This window comes from Deltaproteobacteria bacterium HGW-Deltaproteobacteria-2 (assembly GCA_002840505.1).
GTDB lineage: Bacteria > Desulfobacterota > Syntrophia > Syntrophales > Smithellaceae > Smithella.
In genome coordinates this window covers 597,586-615,283 of sequence record PHBC01000003.1, presented here as the reverse complement: position 1 = coordinate 615,283, position 17,698 = coordinate 597,586, and the positions used below count along the sequence as shown (strand labels likewise).

The 17,698-nt window shown below is 45.5% G+C and carries 15 protein-coding genes and 1 tRNA gene; 12 read left to right on the top strand and 4 right to left on the bottom strand.

The genetic code is table 11. The features are described from left to right. Positions 1-254 precede the first annotated feature (254 nt). The 10 genes from CVU62_09895 to CVU62_09850 all read left to right on the top strand — a co-directional run bounded on the left by CVU62_09895 (position 255) and on the right by CVU62_09850 (position 12,346). A complete protein-coding gene (locus tag CVU62_09895) occupies positions 255-860 on the top strand; it encodes a hypothetical protein (protein PKN38015.1) in 606 nt (201 codons plus the stop codon). Between the two features lie 73 nt (positions 861-933). Then, complete coding sequence (locus tag CVU62_09890) at positions 934-2,082, top strand: acyl-CoA dehydrogenase (GenBank protein ID PKN38014.1); 1,149 nt, start codon at positions 934-936, stop codon at positions 2,080-2,082. 6 nt (positions 2,083-2,088) lie between these two features. Continuing rightward, a complete protein-coding gene (locus CVU62_09885; protein PKN38013.1) occupies positions 2,089-3,339 on the top strand; it encodes a hypothetical protein in 1,251 nt (416 codons plus the stop codon). Positions 3,340-3,421: 82 nt separating this feature from the next. Then, complete coding sequence (locus tag CVU62_09880) at positions 3,422-5,038, top strand: methylcrotonoyl-CoA carboxylase (GenBank protein PKN38012.1); 1,617 nt, start codon at positions 3,422-3,424, stop codon at positions 5,036-5,038. Between the two features lie 70 nt (positions 5,039-5,108). Continuing rightward, a complete protein-coding gene (accC, locus tag CVU62_09875; protein PKN38011.1) occupies positions 5,109-6,596 on the top strand; it encodes an acetyl-CoA carboxylase biotin carboxylase subunit in 1,488 nt (495 codons plus the stop codon). Positions 6,597-6,631: 35 nt separating this feature from the next. After that, the gene (locus tag CVU62_09870) at positions 6,632-7,159 is read left to right on the top strand and encodes a hypothetical protein (protein PKN38010.1); all 528 of its coding nucleotides are present in this window, start codon (positions 6,632-6,634) and stop codon (positions 7,157-7,159) included. Between the two features lie 95 nt (positions 7,160-7,254). Beyond that, a complete protein-coding gene (locus CVU62_09865; protein ID PKN38009.1) occupies positions 7,255-7,605 on the top strand; it encodes a hypothetical protein in 351 nt (116 codons plus the stop codon). After that, positions 7,536-7,979, top strand: coding sequence for a hypothetical protein (locus CVU62_09860; GenBank protein PKN38008.1), 444 nt, complete (start codon positions 7,536-7,538; stop codon positions 7,977-7,979). Before CVU62_09865 ends, CVU62_09860 begins: the two co-directional genes overlap by 70 nt. A gap of 47 nt (positions 7,980-8,026) precedes the next feature. Further along, the gene (locus CVU62_09855) at positions 8,027-9,814 is read left to right on the top strand and encodes an exopolyphosphatase (GenBank protein ID PKN38007.1); all 1,788 of its coding nucleotides are present in this window, start codon (positions 8,027-8,029) and stop codon (positions 9,812-9,814) included. A 132-nt stretch (positions 9,815-9,946) separates the two neighbouring features. Beyond that, positions 9,947-12,346 (top strand): hypothetical protein, encoded by a 2,400-nt coding sequence (locus CVU62_09850; GenBank protein ID PKN38006.1) that lies wholly within the window; start codon positions 9,947-9,949, stop codon positions 12,344-12,346. A gap of 120 nt (positions 12,347-12,466) precedes the next feature. Here CVU62_09850 and CVU62_09845 read toward each other — a convergent pair. The 4 genes from CVU62_09845 to CVU62_09830 all read right to left on the bottom strand — a co-directional run bounded on the left by CVU62_09845 (position 12,467) and on the right by CVU62_09830 (position 14,981). Further along, positions 12,467-12,542, bottom strand: a tRNA-Phe gene (locus tag CVU62_09845). Between the two features lie 155 nt (positions 12,543-12,697). After that, positions 12,698-13,216: an RDD family protein gene (locus tag CVU62_09840; GenBank protein PKN38005.1), complete on the bottom strand. Its 519-nt coding sequence runs from the start codon at positions 13,214-13,216 to the stop codon at positions 12,698-12,700. Beyond that, complete coding sequence (locus CVU62_09835; GenBank protein PKN38004.1) at positions 13,213-13,986, bottom strand: hypothetical protein; 774 nt, start codon at positions 13,984-13,986, stop codon at positions 13,213-13,215. Before CVU62_09835 ends, CVU62_09840 begins: the two co-directional genes overlap by 4 nt. A 50-nt stretch (positions 13,987-14,036) precedes the next feature. Beyond that, complete coding sequence (locus tag CVU62_09830) at positions 14,037-14,981, bottom strand: 50S ribosomal protein L11 methyltransferase (GenBank protein ID PKN38003.1); 945 nt, start codon at positions 14,979-14,981, stop codon at positions 14,037-14,039. 241 nt (positions 14,982-15,222) lie between these two features. On the opposite strand from CVU62_09830, the gene CVU62_09825 reads away from it, so the two are divergent. Next, positions 15,223-16,320, top strand: coding sequence for a 6-phosphofructokinase (locus CVU62_09825; protein PKN38071.1), 1,098 nt, complete (start codon positions 15,223-15,225; stop codon positions 16,318-16,320). Positions 16,321-16,509: 189 nt separating this feature from the next. Further along, positions 16,510-17,685 (top strand): hypothetical protein, encoded by a 1,176-nt coding sequence (locus tag CVU62_09820; GenBank protein ID PKN38002.1) that lies wholly within the window; start codon positions 16,510-16,512, stop codon positions 17,683-17,685. The last annotated feature ends 13 nt before the right edge of the window (positions 17,686-17,698 follow it).

The following is a 17,698-nucleotide window of genomic DNA, read 5'->3' as shown; positions in this document are numbered from 1 at the left end:
AGCTGATAGAAGCGATTGGATAATTTTCATAAATTTTTTTATTGACATAATGCAAATATTTTATTATTTAGCAATTGATTGGACGACCAATCAAAAATTTGATATTGATTTAAGTCGATGAAATTTAGTATTTTTTTAAAAAAATATGCGGATATGTTTTATTGCTTCCAGCCGAAATAAGATAATTTTAGTAAGGGTTATTCATGAAAATCCCTTATCAATGAATATAAAAAAAGGAACAGGACGAACACATAATGGAAGATAAGAAGCGAAGTCATATATCGAACATGAGGAGATCACAGCTGACCAAGGCTGCATATAGGGTTGTCAGCCGGAAAGGATATTACAATTTTACAATTAAAGATATCTCCAGGGAAACCGGACTATCCGCTGGTCTGGTTCATTATTATTTCAAAGATAAACATGATCTCCTGCTCAATCTCATCAGGGAAACGAACGCGAACATTAAAGAGATGCTGGTCAGCGAAATGGTCAAGACAGAAGATCCTGTCGTCAAGATTAAAACTTATATTGATCAGGCTTTCGGTCTTGTGGCGAAGGAAAAGGAATATTTTCATGTTATTATCGATTTTTGGTCACAGGTAAACCGCAGTAACCGCATGAAGCAGGCGAATATAAAGCTTTTTCAGAGTTACCGCGATGAGTGCGTTGCGATTCTTAAGGAAGGAATTCAGAAGGGTGTTTTTAAAGAGATGGATGTGAATTATATGTCCATACTGATTCTATCTCTTGTTGAGGGTACGATGATCCAGCATTTTATCGACGAAAACGCGTTTAATTACGGAGAATATTCGGAGAAAATGAGGGATCAAATCATGGATATCATTTTAAAAAAGTAAAAGCAGTTAATTGTTAAGGGCATGGTGCATCGTGCCTTGACGATGGGTTCCACAATCATAAAAGGGGGAGGTTATGGAATTTAATTTTACTGAAGAGCAGTTGATGTTCAGGGATTCGGTTTACCGTTATGGCAAAGAACAAATAGCTCCGTTATGCGAGGCGGCCGACCTTAAGGGTGAATTCAGCCCGGAAATTTGGGGCAAGCTCGCTTCTTACGGCATACTGGGACTTCCGTTTCCGGAGGAACTCGGTGGCGGCGGAGCTGACATAGTCAGCTGTTGTCTGGCAGGAGAGGCTCTCGGCCAAGCGGGCGTCGACGGAGGTACACTTCTGGCGTGGGGCGCACACACATACCTTTGCGCTCACAATATCTACACATTCGGAAACGACGAGCAGAAGAAGAAATATATACCCAAGCTTGCCAATAGCGAGTGGATTGGCTGCATGGGATTAACCGAGCCGGGGTCCGGTTCCGATGCTGCATCGATGCGAACAACGGCAGTAAAGAAGGGCGACCGATACATTATTAACGGATCGAAGACATTCATTACCAACGCACCGGTATCAGACGTGTTCGTCATATTCGCTAATGCCGATCACTCGAAGAAGCACGAAGGCATTACCGCTTTTATTATTGAAAAAGGCACCAAGGGACTTTCCACAGGCAAGCCGTTTCATAAACTTGGATGCAAATGCTCGGCAACTTCAGAGGTCTTTTTTGAGGACTGTGAGGTACCGGAAGAGAACGTACTCGGCGGCGAAGGTAAGGGATGGATTATTGCATTATCCGGTGTCGAGTGGGATAGATGTACGCTTCTTTCACCGATGCTCGGAGCATCCATGCTCGGCCTCGATCTTTGCGCGAAATATGCCAATGAACGTCACCAGTTTGGGCGGCCTATCGGGAGTTTCCAGGCGATCCAGCGAAAGCTTGCGGAGATGAGAGTTTATAATGAAATGATAAAATTAGCGATATACAGGGTGGCTTCCGCCAAGGATAGGGGTCAGATGTTAAATCCTCTTCAGGCCGCTGTCAGCAAGCTCTATGTTGGTGACAGGGGCGTTGAGATGTCATCGGAGGCCGTGCAGATATTCGGTGGTTACGGATTTATGCATGAATATCCTGTAGAAAGAGCGTTTAGGGATTCGAAGCTTGCCACTATCGGAGGTGGCACATCCGATATCATGCGCATGATAGTATCAAGAGTTATGATGATGTAGCGAATATTGCCCGCGGCCAAATGGCACGGATTTTTGCTCTATATCGGAACAAGAAACAATGCGGGATCAAAACGCCTAAAAGCGTCACTTAATGGAGGTTATAATATGGATTATCAACTTTCAGCAGAAGAAACAAAATTACAAGAAAACGTTGCGGCTTATTGCAGGGAAAAAATAGCTCCGAGAGCTAAGATGCTCGACGGCTCTTCGCGCGATGATGCCTGTAAAAATATGAAAGAGAATATTAAACTCCTTGCCGGGGGAGGTTGTTTGAAAATCGGATATTCCGCCGATGCGCTTAATATGGTGGAGATGTATCTGGCAGGCGAAGAGATAGCAAAAGCATGTCCTTCGACTTACCTGAGCTCACGTGCCAGTGCCTTTTTTTGCGCGGGGGCAATAAAGCTCTTCGGAAGCAAAGAACAACAGGATAAATATATCAACGCAATTATTAACGGCGAGAAAATAGGTGCCTTTGCCTATTCTGAGGAGCAGGCCGGAACAGATATCGCCGGAATAACAACCGTAGCAAAAAAAGAAGGTAATAAATGGATATTGAACGGGAAGAAAGACATTGTTGTAAACGCGCCGATTGCTGATATTTTTGTAGTTCTCGCATATAGCGATAAGAATGCGGGTAAAGATAAGGGAATGAGCATGTTCATCGTTGATAAAAGTGCATCTGGGATGAGCATCGGCACTCCGATAGAGACATTAGGACTTCGCGGTTGTCCTATTGCTTCTGTATCGATGAACGGATGTGCTGCCGAGTTATTAGGCAATGAACCGGGCAAGGGACATGAGGAACTCGAAAAATTGTTGAGTATCGGCACCATTGGAATCGCTGCGCTTTGTGTTGGAATAGGGCTTGCCTGCATGGAAGGCGCGAACGCTTATGCGAAAACGAGGACGGCATTCGGTAAGCGCATCGGGATTTTCCAGGACGTCGGTTTTAGACTGGCCGATATGTTCACATACAATGACTTGGGAAGGATGCTTGCCCTCAGGGCTGCGTGGGGAGTCAATCAGTCGGAAAAGAATGCGCGGCTACTATCCTCCTGCGCGAAACTTTTTGCGAGCGAGGCCGTAACGAAGATTGTGAATTGGGGAATGCAGATATTCGCCGGTCACGGGTATATTTCCGGAAGCGATATCGAGCGTTATTACCGCGACGCGAAGTTCGGCGAGATATGCGAAGGCACATCGGAGATGCAGCGCGCGTTTATTTCGAAATATGATCTGGAGAGAATGGCTTAGATCTTTGCATTTGAAGATTGTTAAATAATTCGAATGAATAATTGTTAATGAATATAAGCTGATTTCTGGGGGGTGCGCTATTATGGATATCATAGAAACTAAGGTCGATACAAAATCGGATGAATATAAAAAGAATTATGAGGCGATGGAAGCCTTGGTATCCGAGCTGAAGCGAGAGTTGAAAAAAGCCAGGGAAGATCGACCACAAAAAACCATCGATCGTTTGGCCGCGCAGGGCAAGCTCATGATACGCAAAAAGCTTGATATGCTCCTGGATAAAAATACGCCGTTTTTGGAGATCGCTCCGCTTGCGGCCAAGGGCATGTATGACGGCAACGTGCACGGCGCCGGTAATGTGGTTGGTATCGGTATTGTCGAAGGACGCGAAGTTATTGCGTCAGGAAGCGATGCTACAATAAAAGGCGGTGCCGTCTATCCAATGGGTGTGAAAAAAACTCTGCGCTGTCAGACCATAGCTATGGAAAACCACCTGCCCATGATAAGTCTTCTCGACTCGGCCGGTGCGTACCTGCCTCTCCAATCGGAAATATTCCCGGACGTCGATGACGGCGGTAGAATATTCTACAATCAGGCAATAGTCTCGAAGATGGGTATACCTCAAATAACGGCCGTAATGGGACTATGTACAGCCGGTGGTGCCTATGTCCCTGCTATGTCGGATGACGTTGTGCACGTCAAGGGAACCGGTGCAATATTCCTGGGTGGACCGCCGCTTGTTCTGGCTGCCACGGGCGAAGAAGTAACCGCAGAACAGCTCGGTGGAGCGATGGTGCATTGCGCGGAATCAGGTGTCTCCGATTATTTCGCTGAGGACGAAGCGCACGCGATAACGATTGTCAGAAATATCGTAAAGATGTTGCCGAAAAAAGAAAAAACAAAACTCACGATGATGGATGTAAAACCGCCTCTGTATGATCCTAAAGAGCTCTATGGAATCGTGAGCCGCGACCTCAGGGTGCCCTATGATTGCCGTGAGGTGATTGCGCGTTTGGTGGACGGCAGCGAATTTCTCGAGTTCAAGGAACTCTATGGACCCACCCTCGTGTGCGGTTTTGCTCACATACATGGCTATCCAGTCGGCATATTGGGCAACAACGGCGTTTTATTTTCGAATAGCGCGTTAAAGGGCACTCAATTTATTCAGCTTTGCGACAAGCGCGGAATACCTCTGTTGTTTCTGCAAAATATAAACGGCTTTATTATCGGAAGTCAGTATGAAAAGCTTGGTATCACGAAGGATGGGCACAAGATGGTCAATGCCGTATCCACCTGTACTGTGCCGAAGTTCACGGTTGTTGTGGGCGCGTCATTTGGAGCGGGCAACTATGGAATGTGTGGCAGGGCATACTCTCCGCGTTTTCTGTGGATGTGGCCGAACGCGCAGATCGGAGTAATGGGCGGGGAGCAGGCGGCGGATGTACTCGTGACCCTCAGAAATGATCAGAACGCCAAGGCGGGATTACCTCCTCTGACGCCGGAAGAAGTTGATTTTATCAAAAAGCCGATCGTCGAAGCGGCGCGCAGCGAGATGAACGCCTATCACAGCACGGCGAACATATGGGATGACGGTATACTCGATCCTGCCGAAACACGTGACGTGCTTGGTCTTGCAATATCAGCCTCGCTCAACGCTCCGTTGCGTCATGATGTCTTCGGCTACGGCATCTTTAGAATGTGATGGGTGGAATTTGTAAGAAGTGTAATAAAAAATACAGGTCGGATCGAAACTAAGCAAAAGGTGAGCAGATATGTTCGATAAAATACTCATTGCCAATCGTGGAGAAATAGCCGTTCGCATCATCGCTACGTGCAGGGAGATGGGGATAAAGACCGTAGCGGTATATTCCGAAGTAGACAAAGATTCACTTCATGTCCTCGAGGCAGATCAGGCTGTTTGTCTCGGAAGCGCAGAGCCTTCAGAGAGTTATCTCAATATAGATAAGCTCATCGTTGCATGCCGCAAAACCGGCGCGCAGGCGATTCATCCCGGTTATGGATTTTTGGCGGAGAATGCAGGCTTTGCCGGGAGATGTAAAAAAGAGGACATCGTTTTTATCGGTCCATCACCTCAGGCAATAGAAGACCTCGGCGATAAGACTGTGGCGCGGCGCATCATGAGCAAAAGCGGTGTACCTATTATTCCCGGTATGATGCAACCGGAGACAAATCCGAATGTATTATCGAAAGAAGCTGAAAAGATAGGATATCCGGTTCTTATTAAAGCCGCGGCCGGTGGCGGCGGCAAGGGGATGAGAATTGTCAGGAACAAAAACGATTTTCTTGAGGCCTGTGACGCTGCAGCAAGAGAGGCGAAAAACGCCTTTGGAAATGGCGCGATTTATCTTGAGAAATTTATTGAAAAACCCAGACATGTCGAGTTCCAGATTTTAGCGGACGGCTTCGGGAATGTAATACACCTGTTGGAGCGCGAATGCTCGATACAACGCAGACATCAGAAGATCATTGAAGAGACGCCGTCAACTGCTCTTACACCGAAGCTAAGGGACGAGATGGGCAAGGCCGCCGTTGCAGCGGCGAAGGCCTCCGGTTATGTGAACGCAGGCACGGTGGAATTTATTCTCGATGAGGACGGCAAATTTTACTTCCTTGAGGTAAACACCCGCCTTCAGGTCGAACACCCTGTCACCGAAATGATAACCGGCATCGATCTTGTTCGCCAGCAGCTGGAGATAGCTGCCGGTGGCAAATTAAATATAAAGCAGTCGGATGTAGCAGGGCGTGGTCATGCCATCGAGTGCCGGATTTACGCGGAAAATCCGCTGGAAGCATTCATGCCTTCACCAGGCAAGATTCATTTCGTTCGGGAACCGCGCGGTCCCGGTATCAGGAACGATTGTGGTGTGTACTCCGGTTTTACCGTTCCAATGGAATACGATCCGATCCTTGCCAAGCTCATCGTTTACGCCGAGACAAGGAAAGACTGTATCAGCAGAATGATAAGAGCTCTTAACGATTACGTAATTCTCGGTGTAATGACGCCTATCCCTTTTCTTGTTGATATATTGAAAACGCAGGCTTTTCAAAACGGCGAGACATATACTGATTTTATCGATAAGCACTTTGCTAATTGGAGTCCCACTCTTTCCGGAAAGGACTTGGCGGCCGTCGCCTTTATAGTGGACGCTCTTTCCAACCGCAGAAGGTCTGTCACGGTTACAACGGCAGACGCGGAGGCAAATTCTCCATGGAAGACATTGGGGAATTTCAGACCATAATAAGTGTTCCAAAAGTCTGATGAGGCAGAAATTATATGAACTACACATTAAGAATAGCAGGACAGGATATTCCGATAGAAGCAAACCGTGTGGACGATGAGACGATATCGGCGGTGGTCAGCGGCAGGAGTATTACCGCACGATACAGGAATGTATCTGCCAATCAGTTGTATCTTGAAGTAGACGGCGAGGCGGTAAATACTTTTATATCCGATGACGGCACCGGCAAAATAGTTCACGTGGGCGGCATCGCGTATCTTGTTCAGGATGCGGATGAGTTGGCAAGATCAGCAGGACGCAAAAAAGGCGGCAAGGATATGCCTCAGGAGATTACACCTCCGATGCCGTCGGTTGTCGTATGCGTAATGGTATCGGAGGGTGATGAGGTAGAAAAAGGACAATCTGTAGTGGTCGTTTCCGCCATGAAGATGGAAACCACTCTATCCGCGCCTTTTAAGGCAAAGGTAACCAGGATCAATGTTAAAGAGGGGCAAAAGGTAATGCCGGGTGAGATACTGGTAGACATTGAAAAGTGTGCCGAAGATGAGGTTAAAGCGTCATAGAAGATTGCAAAATATATAGTATCCGGGACGGGGCCGGATTTCCTGTTAGAAATATAAAAAGAAATGTTTTTTTAAATTAGACTGGAGGTTGCGTTATGTCTGAGGAACTTCTCTATAAAGTCGAAAACAGTGTGGCATATATAACAATCAATCGCGAAAAGCAGCGCAATACCATTTCTCCTATAGTTATAAAATTATTTCATGAATATCTGGACGCGGCGGAAAAGGACGCGAATGTGCGCTCTCTCCTGATAACAGGTGCCGGAGATAAGTGTTTTAGCGCGGGCGCACAACTTGCCGGTAGCGAGCCGGTGGAGGGAATGGATGTATTTGCCAAGTACGTGCGCGCGTTAAGGGGTACTGTCTGGCCGGCGGCATGGGATTCATGCTTGCGTGCGATATTGTTGTTGCCGGTGAGGATTCGCAGTTCGGCACACCGGAGGTAAATGTCGGTCTTTGGCCGATGATGATCGGTGCTCTTATATTCCGAAATGTTCCCATGAAGAAAGCCATGGAAATGATTCTGCTCGGCGAAAAGATTGCAGCAAAAGACGCGCTTGCCATGGGTTTGGTCACTAGAGTTGTTCCTGTCGACCAGTTGGACAGCACTGTTAATTCAATATTGAATAATCTGATATTAAAAAGCCCGATAGGCATAAAGATCGGGAAAGCAGCTTTCCATAGTGCAGCGTCCATGTCGCTTGATGACGCGCTTGAATTTCTATCAGGCAAGCTGCTGGAGGTGGCCGCCACAGAGGACGCGAAGGAGGGGATCACCGCTTTCATCGAGAAACGGGAACCGAAATTCTCCGGCAAATAACGGGGCATTAAACAGTGAATTGTTCATAAATACACGGGGGACTTTTTATGGGAGATAGAAACAAAGATAAGGTTATCATAGCAAATTGCAGCGGATTTTTCGGCGATAGATTAAGCGCCGCAAAAGAGATGGTACAGGGCGGACCAATTGACTTTCTCACCGGTGATTACCTCGCAGAGCTCACCATGGCGATACTTTTTAGAACAAAGATGAAGCACCCCAATGGCGGATACGTCCAGACGTACCTCTCTCAGATGGAAGAGGTAATGGGCGAGTGCCTCGATAAGAAAATAAAAATCGTTTCCAATGCCGGAGGCCTTAATCCCAAAGGATTGGCCGCGGAGCTGGAAGCTTTATCCGCCAAACTTGGATTGCATCCCCGGATTGCGTATATTGATGGAGATGACCTCCTGCCGCGGTTGGCTGAACTTCAAGGCATAGGTGAAGAATTTATTCATATGGATAAAAATATACCTCTGAAGGACGCGAAGGGTATGGTGCTGACGGCAAATGCCTATTTTGGGTGCTGGGGCATTGTGAAGGCTCTGGAAGAAGGTGCTGATATTATTGTGGGAGGGCGAATCGCCGACGCCTCTGTTGTTGCTGGCCCGGCCGCCTGGTGGTATAGCTGGAAGGAAAACGAATGGGATAAGCTTGCCGGGGCTTATACGGCAGGCCATATCATAGAGTGCGGAGCGCAAGCGACAGGTGGAAATTATTCCTTCATTGACGATGTACCGGATTTCAGGAAGGTAGGATTTCCCATTGCCGAGGTGCATCCGGATGGTTCGTTCATTATCACGAAACATCCCGATACCGGCGGACTTGTTTCTGTTGATACGGTAAAGGCTCAGCTCATGTATGAGATCAGCACTCCGAGCTATCTTACACCGGATGTCGTAGCGCGCTTTGATACTATCGATATTTCCCAAAACGGGCCGGATAGAGTCCTTGTAAAAAACGTCAAAGGTGAGCCACCGACCGATACAACAAAGGTTTGCATCAATACTCTCGGCGGATACCGCAATTCATCGGTTGTCGTGCTCACTGGCCTCGATATAGAGAAGAAAGCGAAAATAGTGGAAGATGCTTTGTTTGACGCTATCGGCGGCAGGAACCAATTCCAGGTGTGCGATGTCCAGCTTGTCCGTTCGAATAGTGAAAATCCGGCGAGCAACGAAGAAGCTTTCGCGTACCTGCGCCTGTCCGTGATCGATAATGACCAAAAGAAGGTGGATAAATTCTCCGCCAGAGTCGTTGAACTGGCGCTGGCGAACATTCCGGGTTTTACTCTTACGGCTATGCCCGCGAAGGGAATCCCGGCGCTCATATACTGGCCAGCTCTCATGTCAACAAAGCATATTAACCAGCATGTCGTAGTCGGCGGAAACGAGTTTAATATAGAGTTTGTAAAACCGGTTCCGGGCTATGCCTCTCCCGCTCCGCTCAAAATAAAAGTTCCGAAAGTATCGGAAGGTAAAACTGTCAGGGCACCTATGGGCAGAGTGTTCGCAAGCCGTTCCGGTGATAAAGGCGGCAATGCAAATCTCGGCGTTTGGGCAAAGACACCGGAAGGCTACGCATGGCTGGAAAAGTATTTAACTCCTGAAAAGCTAAAAGAAATCATGAAGGATTTGAAGAATTTTGAAATCGAGCGTTATGAACTGCCGAATCTTCTCGCTGTAAATTTCTACATTAGAGGAATTCTCGGAGACGGCGTTGCCTCGTCTCTCCGCATGGATCCTCAGGCGAAAACACTTGGTGAATATTTTCGCGCCAAGGTCGTTGAAATGCCGGAGAACATTGTACAGCGTCAGATTATATTATGTCGATGATTGGTAATAATTGAATTGATTAAAAGCTGTTGGTCTTAAAGAATGTGAGTGTGTAAAATTAAATGGTAACCATGGTTTAAAAAGAACAAATAAATAGTTTTATCTTCAAACAACAAAAGGGGGAAATTATTTATGGCATCTACAGCAAGAAATCAGTTATTACGCGACGACACGCACATCAAAACTTTAGGCCGTGTCGCTGATAAAAGAGCCGTTAAAACAGGAATGAGAATCTGTCTGGAGCGCTCCAGGGTGGCAACCAAGGTTTACAAGGAGACGGAAGGTGAATCCTTCGCTATAAGAAGGGCAAAGGCAATGGCGGAATATCTGGACACGATGACTCTCTATACAAGACCTAATGAGCTTTTGGTCGGATGCTTTGCCAGTACAGAGGCAAGCGTGCCCATCTATCCGGAACTTTACTGGAGATGGCTTTCCAAGACCATCAGAACTCTTCCGGACTACTCCGCGATGCTGAACGATGCAGAGAAGGCTGAACTCGACGAACAGTTCAAGTATTGGGAGCATTGCAGTATTCAGGGAAGAGAGAGGGCCTATGTACCGGATTGGATTCCATGGAAGGTCGGCACACTCCCTTCAGGTGCATGGATGTGGCAATGGGAAATGTGTACTCCGAATTTCGAGAAGGTAATGAAAGTCGGAATGAGCGGGATAATTGCCGAGATAGACAAGAAGTTTGAAGAGGTGATGAACGACATTTCCATCCAAACTGAAAAGCGCATGAACATGCTCGATGAGCTCCGCGCGATGAAGATATCCTGCGAGGCGGTGGCCCGTTGGGGCAAGAGATACGCGAAACTTCTCGAGGATGAGAAAAAGAAGATTAAAGATCCCAAGAGATTAAAAGAACTCGATAAGATGATAGAAGTATGTAATCGCGTACCGGCAGAACCGGCAAGAAATCTACACGAGGCTATCCAGTGTTTTATTTTTATAAACTATATGGTGAACTACATTGACGTTCCTCAGGTAGGAAACGGCATTCGTTTTGATAAGGTATTATACCCGTATTACGAGAATGATCTTAAGAAAAAGGTTATTACAAGAGAGGGCGCGAAGGAATTGGTCGAATCGGTTTGGGTGAAAATGCAGGAGGGCGGATATGTGCAGCCTCCGCAGTGGGTCAACAACGGTGGCGGAGGACTCGGCTGGCAGACGATGACATTGGGCGGACTCGATGATTTCGGCAATGACATGACGAATGAGATCACCTATATAGCGCTTGAGGTAACGGGAGAGCTCCAGACCGTTGCCCCGCAGATAGCTGTCCGTATGCACGACGGAACACCGACGGAACTATTCGATGCCGTTTTTAAATGTGTCCGCACCGGATGTTCGCAGCCGGCAATGTTCAATGACAAGGTGAACGTACCCAGACTCATGGGTATCGGCGCAAGCGTAGAGGATGCAAGAAATTACAGCATCAACAACTGCATGCAGCCTGTAATACCGGGCAAAAACATTCATTATCGGGCAGGCCATACCGGTGCTTTGATACTTCCGATGTGCTTAACTCTGGCACTTAATGAAGGTAATCTCCTCGGAGCTCAAATGAGCGTAAAAACGCCACCCGTATCGACAATGAAAACAATTGACGATGTCTGGAAAGCCTTCTGCAGGCAGATAGAACACGCGATAATGGTGCTGACACAGCTTGCCAATACGGCAGATGTGCTCCAGAAGGTTTACGTTCCCCGCCCGTTCCTGTCTACAATACTCGATGGCAATATTGAGAAGGCATGCGACATGAGGGATTGGGAGTACCTGGGGCTGCGTCACCATCTCGTATTGGGATGCAATAACGCAGCAGACGCTTTTGCCGCGATAAAGATGCTTGTTTTTGAAAAGAAGAAATACACATTAGAGGATTTCGTAAAGGCAGTGGATAACAACTACGAGGGCCAGTACGAGAAGCTCTATAAGATGATTGAGGAGGAGGTGCCGAGGTTTGGTAACGATAACGACTATGTCGACATGTTCTCCAGAGATATCATGGTCAAAGTTAAAGAGGAGTGCGACAAGTCAATCGACATATACGGTAACCGATATATCATGGACGGTACAACCGCATCAGGTCCAATAAATGCCGGAATGCTGATGCCGGCAACCTTTGATGGAAGAAGGGCCGCTGAGCCTCTCCACGACGGAACGATCTCCCCGGTTCAGGGCAGAGACATCAGTGGCCCGACGGCTACGATAAGATCCGTTGCCAAGGTCGATCCTCTCAAGACCGGCAACATGCTCCTCAATCAAAAGTTCATGCCGGTATTCTTCGAACCGGAGAACTATGAGCTCATGAGGGGGTATCTCAAGACTGTGCGTGATATGGGGCTCCATCACGTTCAGTTTAATTGCGTGAGCAAGGCGACTTTGTTGGATGCGAAGAAGAAACCGGATAAATATGAGAACCTCATCGTCAGGGTTGCCGGGTACTCTGCGTATTACATCGACCTGGACAACAAGATTCAGGATGAAATTATCAAGAGAACGGAGCAGTCTTTTAGTTGTTAAACAATTATTTTATCTGAATAATTTTAATCTCACCCCGGCCTGTCGTCCGGGGTGAGATCACAATTCCCCAAAAAAGAAGGGCTGCAAGCTTCTTTAAAACTTACAACCCCTTGATTCTAATGGTGGGTCAGGACAGAATTGAACTGTCGACACTCGGATTTTCAGTCCGATGCTCTACCGACTGAGCTACCGACCCATATTGTTAATTTAATTCAAAAGCAGGCAATCGTCTATAGAATAAGGTTTCTTTTGTCAAGGCTTTTTTGGCTGCCTGCATTTGTTATTTTAAGTCTAATTATCAGTTATTTCAATGTTTCTCCTTGTTCTTAGCTATTTTACGAGGTTGGTATATTAATTAGGATTCTCGGAAATTGATATACCTACAGTATTATTTTGCTGTTCTCTGATAATAACGACCGTCCCGGCTATTTTATCGTGCCATCCCTGCTTTCTTTTGTCAAATGCTGCCCAGATAAAACCAAGGGGAAAGGTAAATAATAAACTTGAAACCAGGTAGCCGACTGTTCTCAAAAAAGCCGTTCCGAAAGAAATCGGTGCTCCGTCAGCAGAAACTACCTGCAAACCGAGAAGCATTTTACCCGGCGTGCGTCCTGTCGCGCCATGGAAATAAGTAAAATAACCAAACATTATAACAGAATAAAGCAGACAGGACATAAGCATTATTGAAAAAGAAGATGTCGGATCAGTTAAATCAACAATCCAGGCGTCACTATTTGAAGAAATCGCACCAAATACATATGCCGTTGCAGCGATTATGCAGAAAACAGAAAAAATTATAGTGACAATTGTGTTGTCGATCATAAAAGCTATCAGTCGACGCCAAAAACCGGCGAATTTGTAAATGGTCATTTTTTTACCTCCGGCAGTCTATTGCTGAAAATTCCTTTTTCGTATTGGATTATGGATATTATTGCTGCTGACGCCGTTTCCACTTTTAAAATTTGTTTGCCCAGGCTAACCGAGATGAATCCTCTTCCTTGGGCCATTTTTATTTCGTCTTTGGAAAAACCACCTTCCGGTCCAATAATGATAAAGAAATTTTTCGTGTCAACAAGAGTTTTATCAGTCAATACATCTTTAATTGTTTTTTGTGATTCTTCTTCCCAGAAAATTAATTTCAACGCATCACTAGAAGCGGCGTTTAGCATATCAGCAAAAGATGAAACTTTCGAGATTTTTGTTATATGACTGCTGTGGCAACAGCGTGCTGCTTCCCCGGCTATTTTTTGCCAGCGCGTTACTTTTAAAGAGCTTTTTTCATCGGCAATTCGGCCAACTGAACGTGCGGCGCCAAAAGGAATAATTACATCCGCTCCCAGTTCGGCTGCGTTTTTCACAATAGTATCCATCTTACCGGCTTTGGGAATTGCCTGAGCCAGCGTGATGCAAATTTCCTTAGTTGTTGCTGGAATTATTTCCCCTAATTCTATAAGGACGGATTTTGCAGAAAAGTCTTTAATTACGGCTTCAAACTCCAGACCGAAACCATCAAATATTTTGATTTTATCACCTTGTTTAAGACGCATTACCTGCTTTAAATACTTTAAATTGTCCGCGCCCAGTTCGCAGATTGTCTTATTCTCCAGAGGCTCCGGGCTGTATATTCGGGGAATGGTCAAGGTTTAATTTTCCTCAAATTTTTGATGTTTCAGTAGTCAGAATGTCACGGTTAAGCGCTGGCGGTTTTCTTGTGGAGAATGTAGCAGACCCATTCTTTTTCCGTGATTACTTGATATATGGTAAGTAGGTCGGCGATAAATTGTTCCTCGATATTTTTGACGTCCTGTTCAATTATGCCCGAAATAATCATGTATCCTTCCGGCAAAAGCAATTGAATAAGGTTTGGGCGGAGAGTTAAAAGCAGTTTTGCAGTAAGATTGGCAATGATTAAATTGCGTGGTTTGTCAATGGCAGCGACATTTTTATTTAGAATACGCAAAGAAGACTTGACATTATTAATGGCCGCATTTTCAGCGGCAATTTCCACAGCCTTTTTATCAACATCCACACAGATGACATCCTGAGCACCCATTTTAGCGGCAGTAATGCCCAGGATTCCTGTGCCGCAGCCAACGTCCAGAACTTTCCATTCTTTGATAGAACGGTCTTTCATCATTACATTTTCAATAGCTTCTATGCACATTCTGGTAGATGCATGCTGACCGGTGCCGAATGCCATTCCGGGATCGATTTCAATGACGATATCGCGGCTGGAAGGCGTATACCTTTCCCACGTCGGTTTAACGATAATATTGTTGCTTACCCGTATGGGCTTAAAATATTTTTTCCATTGTTCACCCCAGTCGGGATCACAGATGATTTCGGTCGTCAGGGATGGCTTTTCAAAATCGGGGAATATTTCCGAGAGGCTTTCTATATATTTATTCAGGTTAGCAATTCTTTTTTCGCTGCGGCTGTCCTGCGGGAAGTAGGCTTTAAGTATTTCTTCAATTACAGGTTCCGGAAAATCTCCGGCAGTATGTTGTGGAGTTGATGATTCCTGGAATACACCTTGAGCGCCGGTTTCTGTGAGAAAATTACCCAACGCGTCCATAAGTTCTGCGGGAGCCGATATTTCAATTTTCAGCCATTTTTCCGGTTCTTTTTCTGTCATGAATAATCCTGTCAGGATATTTTACACATATATATATTCTTTTAGTTAATATTTCAAGCATCCATAACAGGCATAAAATGAGGACAATGATATTTTTACGTTAATATGTTATTGACACAAGAAAGAGTTTCCCTTGTAAAAAATTACCGGAAACTGATAAGATATTTTTATTTATGTCCCTTATAAACCTTGTTGATGTTTTTTTAATTTTCAAAATTTCGGAGAGTAAAAAAATATGAAAATGAAAATAGCGGTATTGACTGGAGGAGGAGATTGTCCCGGATTAAATGGAGCAATCAAATGGGTCACAAAAAGCGCGCTTGATCCCAAAATGGTGGCGAAACGTTCCATATCCTTCGAAGTCATCGGTATTACCGAAGGCTGGAAAGGCATAATAGAGGTTGATCCGGATGATCAAAAAAGCTGCGCGAAGTATATCAAACCTCTCGACGAAGAAATCGTTCGAACTTGGGATCGTTATGGCGGAACAAATCTGGGAACATCGCGAACAAATCCCTTTAATCCGAAAAGTGACCGTTCGGGAAAGTTAATTGAAAACATCAAGAAACTGGGCATTGATGTCATTGTTGCTATCGGTGGGGAAGATACTCTGGGTGTTGCCTATAAGTTACATAAATTGGGCATCAAGACAGTAGGAATACCTAAGACGATAGACATGGATCTCGCGGGTACAGAATATTCTCTGGGCTTTGATACAGCAGTGAATATTATTATGGAGGAAATCGATCGTTTAAGAACTACTGCCGGTTCGCACAGCCGTATTTTTGTTGTGGAGACGATGGGACGCAGTGCGGGCTGGCTTGCTCTGCGCGGCGGTGAGAGCAGCGGATCTTATATTGTCCTGATACCAGAGCATCCTTTCAATATGGATAAAGTATGCGAGCTTTTGCGTGAACGGCAGGGCCGGGAAATAAAATATTCCATCATAGTGGTTGCCGAAGGGGCTAAACCTCTGGGGCAGCAAGAATTTATAAAAGACAGTCAGGTTGATGATTTTGGACATGTTTCGATGGGTGGAATAGCCGCTTATATCGCAAATCAAATTCAAAAGAAAACAGGATTGGAATCACGTCATATCATTTTGAGCCATCTCCAACGGGGCGGGACACCTTCGGCCCATGACCGCCTGATGGCCCGGTGGTTTGGTATTGGTGCCGTTGATATGATTGTCAGGGGTGATTTCGGACGTATGGTAAGTTTGCAGCGCGGAGAAATTGCCACTGCGCCTCTGGAAGGGGTTATCGATAAATTGCAATTAGTTGACGTGAAGAAATATTACGATACCGAAAGATACAACGGAAGGAGAACCATACTTTAATGACACTCGCTAAGAGCGAGCTACGCGATGCTCGAAGCGCAAGTGGAATTATCCCCGAAGCGAAGCGGAGTGGGATTTGACACTCGCTGATAGTGAGCCTGTGGATCCCGAAAGGGATTGACGCCCTTGATTGACACGGGATGTTTTTTTTAGTACAAACCCTCAGAATAAATCTTTATCAGAGAAATTATGGTTCGTAAAAGCCTGTCTTTGAATATCAACGGAATTAAAAAAAAATTATCTAAAATGGCCTTCAATCTTTCCATAATGGCCATGAATTTTTCTATCATCCCCAGGGATGACCCTAAGCAGGCTCTTCGCCTCCGTCGTTTTTTTGTGACCTTGGTCATCTATATACTTAATATTTCAATTTCTTATTTTGCCTATTTGGCAGGTATCGTGAACCTGCAGGCACTGTATGGATTGGGCATTATTCTTCTGACAATCAACGTTATTTTATATATAGTCTTTCGCACCGGTCTTAATCTGCGTATGTCGGATCCCAGTCTCACTTCCATTCAGATGTGTACCGCCATCCTTGTTGTTATGTATGCAATATATTATGCCTATGAAGTACGGGGTCTTCTATTCTCCATGTATATTCTTATACTTTTGTTTGGTATTTTTCGCCTTTATACCAGCCAGTTCTTACTTATTAGTGGTTTTGCCCTGTTGACTTACGGAATCGATATCGGTCTGCTGAGCATTTCTCGTCCGCAAGACATCAATCTTAAAATAGAACTTTTTCAATGGTTCGGGCTGGCCATAGTCATGATATCTGTTTCTTCCATTGCAGGAAATATCAGTTCTCTCCGCCGGGAGTTAAGCCTCAGCCGGAGAAAGCTGCAATCATCCTTAACAGTTATCAGGGAAATGGCCATTCACGATGACCTTACAGGTTTCTTCAATCGCACCCATCTAATGGACCTCATTGAAACTGAGAGTAATCGTGCAGTACGCACAGGGTCGGTCTTTTCTTTGGCCATGATAGATATTGATAAATTTAAAAGTATCAACGATACGTACGGGCATCAGACAGGCGACTATGTATTGAAGACATTCGCTGCCGTTGTCCGCAGTATTTTACGTAAAACGGACTTCTGCGGACGTTATGGCGGTGAGGAATTTTTGATTGTACTTACGCAAACGGATCTTCCGGCAGCGAAGGTATTCGCGGAACGTATCCGTGATTGTGTGGAAAAAAGTTTATTCCCGAGTTTGGGTTCTGATTACAGGGTTACGGTTTCCATAGGCCTGACGGTGTATAAAATGCAGGAAAACATTGAAAGAACTATTTCACGTGCCGATGAAGCTTTATATAGAGCAAAAAACGGCGGGCGCAATCGTATGGAATTTTCCGAATAAACGATTCAAAACA